Below are 8,023 nucleotides of genomic sequence, written 5' to 3'. Positions count from 1 at the left end.
CCTGAGAAGTGGGAAGCCTCGCCCGTGGCGCGTCAGCGCTTAGGGCGGGGAGCAGTCACCAGATGGGGGCAGTTAGCGGCGGTGCGACCGGGGCGGGCGGTGAAGCCCCTAAGCTTCTGCTGCGCTGTACGACTGACGACCAGGTGTGGATCGATACCTGGCAGGACGATCCCCGCTGTGCCGACGCTCACTATCTCGTGAAATTTCCGCGGGGTCGTCGCAGTCGAGACGACTGTGACGTGCTGCGTGCCGAGTATCACTACTACGGAGAGTTGGCGTCGCTGGGAGTTGACACCATCGACACCTCGGCGATGCGGCTCATTGAAGGCGAGCGCTATCCATCGCTTTGGCTTCCCCGGTTCGATGTGGCGATACGCGCGGGTGCGCTGGTGCGCTTCGGACTCGAGTCCGTCTATTCACTGTTGAACGCAGCACCGGGCAGCCACCTCAATCATTTCGACGTTATCGATCAACTGGTGAGGCGCCTGCAATTGCAGCATCGTGTCGTAGAGCTTGGCGAGTCGTTCGACAGCGAAGCCTTCGTCATCGAATGGGTGCGGCGTGACCTGTTAAATATCGCCTTCGGCAATTCCGATAACCATGGGCGTAACACGGCGCTCATCAAGCGGCCGGAAGGCATCTGGCTCGCGCCTGTCTATGATTTTGCCCCCATGCGGGCCGACCCCGAGGGAGTCACCCGGTCGATGCGTTGGGGAGCGCCCTTCGAAGAAGGGGGGGAATACGACTGGACGGCCATCGCCGAGGCATTATCGCACCATGCCAATCCCGCCCGTCTCCGGGGCGCACTCGCCGATCAGGCCGCTCAGCTTGCGGGTCTGAGTGAGAGGCTGCGGGAGCGCGGGGTGCCGAGGCGAATCCTCGATATGCCGGCCGTTGGTTTGATGAGCCTGGAAACCCGTCTGGAGCGCTGGGGGCTGCTATGAAACCACGTGACCTGGAGGCCACGGAGCGGGAAGCACGGCTGGTTGCCTTGACCCGCCAACTCTGGCGGGGAGAGATCAGTGAAGGAGCCTTGCTGCGCACCCTGCGTCGCGAGGTCCTGCGGCTCTCTCAGGAGGACTACGCACGGTTGGTGGGCGTGAGCCGCCGCACGCTCTCGGACATGGAGCGGGGCAAGGGCAACGTCTCGATCGAGGTGATGAATCGCGTGTTTCGGCCGCTAGGGTTGCGTGTCGGCCTCGTTCCCCGCCAGGCCGAACTGTGGAAAGCGCTCACTCCCGCAGACTGATGATCCGCCAGTTGCGCCCCTCGGCCACCTCGCGCAGCGTGGGGTCGGGGTCCACGGCCACCGGGTGCTCGACGAGTTCGAGCAGCGCCAGGTCGTTGTGCGAGTCGCTGTAGAACCAGGCGTTATCGAGCATCAGATCCTTGTCGGACAGCCAGGCCTGGAGGCGCGTCACCTTGCCGTCGCGGTAGCTCGGGGTGCCGGTGACGCGGCCGGTGTAGCGGCCGTCGACCACTTCCGGCTCCGTGGCGATCAGGTCGTCGACGCCCAGGCGCTCGGCGATGGGGCCGGTGATGAAGCGGTTGGTGGCGGTGATGATCAGCAGAGTGTCGCCGCGGCTGCGGTGGCGGGCGAGCAGTTCCTCTCCCTTGGGCAGGATGTGCGGTTCGATCCGGCTGGCCATGAACTGCTGGTGCCAGGCGGCAAGCTGCTCGGGGCTGTTCTCGGCCAGCGGCGCGAGCGCCACCTCGAGGAAGGCCCGGATGTCCAGGGTGCCGGCCTCGTAGTCGGCCATGAAGCGGTCGTTGGCCTCGCGATAGGCCACCGGATCCACGGCCCCCTGCTCGAGCAGGAATTCGCCCCAGGCGTGATCGCTGTCGATGGACAGCAGGGTGTTGTCCAGGTCGAAGATGGCCAGGCTCACGGCATTCCCCTCTTGTCGTGTCGGACGGTGTTGGATCTGTCTGGTGGCCTGTCTGAGGCATCAGACAGCACAAAGCGGGCGATTATGGCAGATCGGGCCGGGCGGCGGAAAGCGCCGCGCCCGTGCACCCTCGACGTGCTGCGTATTGATGCGCTTTGCACCCTTGTGGAAGAATGGATTCAATGATGATTTAACAAGGTGACGTCCGTGATCGACGCTGACGGCTTTCGCCCCAACGTTGGCATCATCATCGCCAACGCCCAGGGGCAGCTGCTTTGGGCGCGTCGGGTAGGACAGAATGCGTGGCAGTTTCCCCAGGGAGGCATCAAGGCATCCGAGACACCGAAACAGGCGCTTTATCGCGAGCTGGAAGAGGAGATCGGCCTGACCGCCGATGACGTCGAAGTGCTGGCCTGTACCCGAGGATGGCTGCGTTATCGCCTGCCGCGACGCATGATTCGCACGAATTCACGGCCGGTATGCATCGGCCAGAAACAGAAGTGGTACCTTCTTCGCATTCGTTGCCAGGAAAGCCGCATCTGCATGGATGGCACGGCCAAGCCAGAGTTCGACGGCTGGCGCTGGGTCAGTTACTGGTATCCCCTGGGGCAGGTGGTGCCCTTCAAGCGCGAGGTGTATCGCCGGGCCCTGCGGGAGCTGTCTCCCCGCGCCCAGCGCCTGGCGCTGGAAGGCAACTGACGCCACCCCGCCGGGTCGGGAAGGCCCGGTGCCGTGGACGCGCGCGCTGAGCGCGTCGCGTCCTCCTCAGCGAGGCGGGAGAAACGATCATGGAAAGCAAGACGCCGATGCTCGAGGTATTGCGACGGATCATTCAGGAGGTCAACGGGGCACGCAACCTGGACGCGGCCCTGGCGACCATGGTGCGCCGCATCCGCAAGGCGATGCGGACCGATGTCTGCTCCTTCTATCTCTACGACAGCGATATCCAGGAGCTGATGCTGATGGAAACCATCGGCCTGCACAGCCAGGCGGTGGGGCGCGTCAGCCTGCGGGTGGGCGAGGGCCTGGTGGGGCTCGTCGCCGAGCGTGAAGAGCCGCTCAACCTGGAGGATGCCACGGCGCATCCGCGCTTTCGCTATTTCGCCGCCACCGGCGAGGAGCGCTACTCGAGCTTCCTCGGCGTGCCGATCATCCACCAGCGCCGCATGCTCGGCGTGCTGGTGGTGCAGCAGGCCGAGAAACGCCGCTACGACGAGGAGGACGAGGCCTTCCTGGTCACCATGGGGGCGCAGCTGGCCGGCGTGCTGGCCCACGCCCTGGCCACTGGCAGCCTGAGCCGCCCGAACCTGACCGGCGGCCAGGCGGTGTTCACCGGTGTGGCCGCCTCGCCCGGGATGGCCATCGGCGAGGCGGTGGTCATCGCGCCGCCCGCCGATCTCAACAGCGTGCCGGATCTGATCCCCACCGACGTCGAGTACGAGATCGCCCGTCTCAGGGAGGCCATTCAGCGCGTTCGCGAGGAGATCAAGGCGGCCGGCGAACGCCTGGCCAACCGCATTTCCGCCCAGGAGCTGGCGCTCTTCGAGGTCTACCAGCAGATGCTTGGCGAGGCGGCGCTCTCCCAGGAGGTCGAGAAGCGCATCCGCGAGGGGCAGTGGGCTCCCGGGGCGCTGGCCGACGTGGTGCGCCGCCACGTGCAGTACCTGGAACGCGTCGACGACGACTACCTGCGCGAGCGCGCCGCCGACGTGCGCGACCTGGGGCGCCGCGTGCTGGGCCACCTGCAGGAGGAGAGCCCGCAGACCCCCGACACCTACCCCGAGAACACCATTCTGGTGGGCGACGAAATCAGCGCGGCCACCCTCGGTGAGGTACCCCGCGAGCGGCTGGCCGGGCTGATTTCGGTGCGCGGCTCGAGTACCTCCCACGTGGCGATTCTGGCCCGCGCCATGGGCATTCCCACCGTGCTGGGCATGGTCGACCTGCCGCTGCCGCGGCTCTCGGGGGCCCCGGTGGTGCTCGATGGCCATCGCGGTCGGCTCTTCGTGCGCCCCACCGAAGAGCTCAAGAGCCACTATGCGAGCCTCATCGCCGAGGAGCAGGCGCTGGCCGAGGTGCTTGAGCACGAGCAGGACCTGCCCTGCGAGACGCCGGACGGCTACACCATGCCGCTGATGGTCAACACCGGCCTGGCCATCGATATCGTGGCCTCGCTCAAGAAGCGCGTCAGCGGCGTGGGCCTGTACCGCACCGAAGTGCCCTTCATGATTACCGAGCGCTTCCCCGGCGAGCAGGAACAGACCCGCCTCTATCGCGACCAGTTGGAGAGCTTCGCCCCGCTGCCGGTGGTGATGCGCACCCTGGACATCGGCGGCGACAAGGATCTCCCGTACTTTCCCATCGAAGAGGCCAATCCCTTCCTCGGCTGGCGCGGTATCCGCGTGACGCTCGACCATCCAGAGGTACTGATGGTGCAGTTGCGCGCCATGCTGCGTGCCTCCCAGGGGCTCGACAACCTGCACATCCTGCTGCCCATGGTCACCAACGTCGACGAGGTCGACGATGCCCTGCGCATGCTCGATCGCGCCATTCGCGAGCTGGCGGAGGAGGGCGTGACGGTGTCTCGCCCCAAGGTGGGGGTGATGATCGAGGTGCCGGCGACCCTCTACCAGCTCGATGCCCTGGCCGAGCGCACCGACTTCTTCTCCGTGGGCAGCAACGACCTGACCCAGTACCTGCTGGCGGTGGATCGCAACAACCCGCGAGTGGCCGACCTCTACGACGCCTGCCATCCCGCCGTGCTCTCCGCCCTGGCGCGCCTGGCCCAGGACGCCCGCCGCCTGGGCAAGCCGATCTCGGTGTGCGGCGAGCTGGCCGGCGACACCGCCGGGGCGCTGCTGCTCATGGGCATGGGCTTCGGTGCGCTCTCCATGAACGCGCCCAGCCTGCCGCGGGTGCGGGCCGCCATCCGCCGCGTGTCGCTGGATGCGGCGAAGACCCTGGTGCAGGAGACCCTGGCCCTCAACACGCCCACCGCCGTGCGCAGCCACCTGGTCACGCGGCTCGGCGAGTGGCAGCTGGCCCACCTGCTGCCGCCCCGGGACTGAGCCGATGTGCCTGATCGTGCTGCGCTTCATGCCCGGTACGCCCGTGCCGCTGCGCCTGGCCGCCAACCGTGACGAGTTCCATGACCGCCCCGCAGCGCCCCTGGGTGTCTGGGAGGACGCCCCGTCCATTGCCGGCGGTCGCGACCTCGAGGCCGGCGGCACCTGGCTGGCGGTGCACCGGCGCGGGCGTGTCGCGGCAGTCACCAATGTCCGCGACCCGGCGCTCAAGGTGTCGGCTCAGGCGCCCAGCCGCGGCCAGCTTGTCCGCGATGCCCTGGAATGTCCCGACCTGCCGGCCTGGCTGGAAGGGCTGGCGGCGGGGGAGGGGTGGCGCTACGCCGGCTTCAATCTGCTGGCCGGCGACGGCGAGCGGCTATGGCACCTGCATCGCGGCCGCGACCGGCTGATCCTCACCCCGGTGGCGCCCGGCACCCACGGCCTCTCCAACGCCAGCCTCGACACGCCCTGGCCCAAGCTGATTCGCGCTCGCCAGGCCCTGCACCACGCCCAGGAAGCACGGGGCTGGCCGGAAGCCGTTCTGGAAGCGCTCGGCGATACCCGAACGGCCGATGACGTCCAACTGCCCGACACCGGCGTGGGCCTCGAGCGCGAGCGCCAGCTCTCCGCCCCCTTCATCCTCGGCGAGCGCTACGGTACCCGCGCCATGACCTGGCTGGCCTGGCATGCGCACGAGCGTCGTATCGATCTGGGCGAGCGCCGCTTTGGCCCCCATGGCGTCGCCGCCGGGGAATCCGAACTCAGCGTCACGTTGCTGGGGTAGCCGGCCAGGCCGGCCGCCCCTCGGCTTGGCGACGACCCTGCCATGACAGCCACCGCCGGGCGGCGTACACTCTGGCCATCGTCGACTCGCCACAGGGAAGAGAATGCCCACGCCGCGCACGGATCGCCTCTGGACTCGCCTTGTCTGGCCGCTGCTCTGGCCGTTGCTGCTGGCGCAGCTGGCGGTCGTGCTGCTGTGTCTGGCAGCCGGGCTCTTCCTGTGGCTGGGTGAGCCCGACCCCGCCTCCTGGACGGCAGCCGGCTGGCTGCTGCTGTCGCTACTGCTCGGCACCGCCCTGACCACCGCGGCCTTCCTGCTGCAGCTGCGCCACCGCCTGAGCACCTGCCAGGCCGAGCTCGACCGCGGCCTGGAGCAGCTCGAGCAGCGTGCTCGCGAGCTGGCGGCGCTGCTGCCGCCCTGGCTGCACGAGCCGGACCGGCTGCCCGATGACGACGCCACGCTGGAGACCCGGCTGGGAAGCCTCAGCGACACCCTGGCGGGATTGCAGGCGGGCTGGCAGCAGCGCCCCCAGCTTGCCCAGCTGCTGAGCGGCACCACGCGCCCCGGACTGCTGCTCTTCCACGGGCGCATCGTGCTCCTCAACCGGGCCATGGAGCAGCTGTTCGGCGAGCCGCTCGAGGCGCTGCTCGGCCAGGATCCCATGCCACGCCTGCACAGCCTGGGAACCCGCGAAGGCGAGCCGGAGCGGATGCAACTGCTCAATGCCCGGGGCGCCTGGCAGCACCGCCAGGTCGAGCGTTTCACCGGCCCCGGCTACGAGCTGATGCTCTTCGCCGAGCCCGTGGATCGCGCGGGCGAACTCGATGAACTGCTCACGGCGCGCGAACGCGCCCGGGAAGAGTCGCGGCTGAAGTCGCGCTACCTGGCCCTGCTGCACCGGGAACTGGCCCCGCTGCTCGAAGACCTCGAGCAGGAATTGGAAAGCGCTCTGGGACGGGTCGAGGCCCAGCGCCTGGCCGAGCTGCGCGAGCGGGCGGCCGATGTGCGCCTGCTCCTCGACAGCCTGGTGGACGATGAGCACGCGTTGCCCCCTGGCGGAAGCGAAGTGCTATCGCGGCGCGCCGTGCGTGTGCTGGTGGTCGACGACGGCCCGGTCAATCGCATGCTCGCCACCCAGGTGCTGGAAGGGCAGGGGCTGGCCGTGGACAGCGTGGCCGGCGGCTACCAGGCCCTGGAACGGCGCCAGCGACACCACTACGATCTGGTCTTCATGGATATCTACATGCCCGACATGGACGGCGTGGAGACCGCGCGTCGCTGGCGCGAGGCCGAGCAGAGCGAGCCGGCCGGCGAGCGCAGCGTGCTGGTGGCCTTGACCGCCAACGCCTCGGAAAGCGACCGGCTGCGTTTTCGCGATGCCGGCATGGACGACTACCTCGCCAAGCCCTATCGACCCAACAACCTCATCGCCATGCTGCGTCACTGGCGTCCCGATGCCTTCAAGGAATCCCTGACGACATGAGTCTTCTCGTTACGCTGATCGGCTACCTGGCCCTGGGCGCGGCTGCCGGCACCATGGCCGGTCTGTTCGGCGTGGGCGGCGGCCTGATCATCGTGCCGGCCCTGGTGTTCGCCTTCGGCCTGCAAGGGGTCGATGCGAGCATCGCCATGCACCTGGCGGTGGGCACCTCGCTGGCCACCATCGTGGTCACCGGCGCCTCCTCCGCCTGGGCCCACTTCCAGAAGGGCAGCATCCACCAGCCCTGGTTCCTGGCGTTGCTGCCCGGCCTGATGCTCGGCGCCGTGGCCGGCGTCTTCGTCGCGGGCACTCTCTCCGGCGGCCTGCTGGGCACCCTGTTCGGGCTATTCGTGCTGGGGGTGGCAGTGAAGATGGCGCTGGGCCTGTCGCCCAAGGCGGGCGCCGCCCGGCCGGGCAGGTTGGCCATGGGGGTGGCAGGCGCGGTGATCGGCGGCGTCTCGGCACTGTTCGGCATCGGCGGGGGTACGCTCACCGTGCCCTGGCTGTCACGCTGCGGGGCGAGCATGACCCAGGCCGTGGGCACCTCGGCGGCCTGCGGGCTGCCCATCGCGCTGTTCGGCGCCGTCACCTTCATCGTCGTGGGTTGGGGGCACGCGCTGCTGCCGGCCGGGGCCACCGGCTTCGTGATGTGGCCGGCCTTTCTCGGCATCGTGATCGCCAGCGTGCCCTTCGCCCGGGTCGGGGCGAAGCTGGCCCACGTGCTGCCGGCCCATGTGCTGCGCCTCGCCTTCGCCGCCCTGCTGGCTTTGGTGGGCCTGAGATTCCTGCTGTGAGATCCCTGCTC

The 8,023-nt window shown here is 68.5% G+C and carries 8 protein-coding genes; 7 read left to right on the top strand and 1 reads right to left on the bottom strand.

The window, feature by feature from the left end:
- The first annotated feature begins 62 nt into the window (after positions 1-62).
- Together FEF15_RS16760 and FEF15_RS16755 are read left to right on the top strand one after the other, a co-directional pair.
- Positions 63-944: a HipA domain-containing protein gene (locus FEF15_RS16760; protein WP_240454212.1), complete on the top strand. Its 882-nt coding sequence runs from the start codon at positions 63-65 to the stop codon at positions 942-944.
- Positions 941-1,249 (top strand): helix-turn-helix domain-containing protein, encoded by a 309-nt coding sequence (locus FEF15_RS16755; protein WP_163560305.1) that lies wholly within the window; start codon positions 941-943, stop codon positions 1,247-1,249. The genes FEF15_RS16760 and FEF15_RS16755 overlap by 4 nt, the downstream gene beginning before the upstream one ends.
- Here the strand turns inward: FEF15_RS16755 and FEF15_RS16750 are convergent.
- Positions 1,233-1,889 carry an HAD family hydrolase gene (locus FEF15_RS16750; protein WP_163560304.1) on the bottom strand — a complete coding sequence of 219 codons (657 nt, stop codon included), beginning with the start codon at positions 1,887-1,889 and terminating at the stop codon, positions 1,233-1,235. The two genes, FEF15_RS16755 and FEF15_RS16750, sit on opposite strands and share 17 nt — an antisense overlap.
- 207 nt (positions 1,890-2,096) lie before the next feature.
- Between FEF15_RS16750 and FEF15_RS16745 the strand changes: the two genes are divergently transcribed.
- From FEF15_RS16745 to FEF15_RS16725, 5 genes are all read left to right on the top strand, one after another.
- Positions 2,097-2,588 carry an RNA pyrophosphohydrolase gene (locus FEF15_RS16745; protein ID WP_163560303.1) on the top strand — a complete coding sequence of 164 codons (492 nt, stop codon included), beginning with the start codon at positions 2,097-2,099 and terminating at the stop codon, positions 2,586-2,588.
- A 107-nt stretch (positions 2,589-2,695) separates the two neighbouring features.
- Positions 2,696-4,957 carry a phosphoenolpyruvate--protein phosphotransferase gene (ptsP, locus tag FEF15_RS16740; RefSeq protein WP_163560310.1) on the top strand — a complete coding sequence of 754 codons (2,262 nt, stop codon included), beginning with the start codon at positions 2,696-2,698 and terminating at the stop codon, positions 4,955-4,957.
- A gap of 4 nt (positions 4,958-4,961) precedes the next feature.
- Positions 4,962-5,738, top strand: a complete 777-nt coding sequence (locus FEF15_RS16735) for an NRDE family protein (protein ID WP_163560302.1) — start codon at positions 4,962-4,964, stop codon at positions 5,736-5,738.
- A gap of 103 nt (positions 5,739-5,841) precedes the next feature.
- Complete coding sequence (locus FEF15_RS16730; RefSeq protein WP_163560301.1) at positions 5,842-7,221, top strand: response regulator; 1,380 nt, start codon at positions 5,842-5,844, stop codon at positions 7,219-7,221.
- On the top strand, positions 7,218-8,012 hold the full coding sequence (locus tag FEF15_RS16725; protein ID WP_163560300.1) for a sulfite exporter TauE/SafE family protein: 795 nt from the start codon (positions 7,218-7,220) through the stop codon (positions 8,010-8,012). The genes FEF15_RS16730 and FEF15_RS16725 overlap by 4 nt, the downstream gene beginning before the upstream one ends.
- Positions 8,013-8,023: the final 11 nt, after the last annotated feature.

This window comes from Halomonas sp. NO4 (assembly GCF_010994375.1).
In the GTDB taxonomy this organism is placed as follows: Bacteria; Pseudomonadota; Gammaproteobacteria; order Pseudomonadales; family Halomonadaceae; genus Halomonas.
The sequence above is the reverse complement of the archived record's forward strand: the minus strand, read 5'-3'. Positions and strand labels throughout refer to the sequence as shown.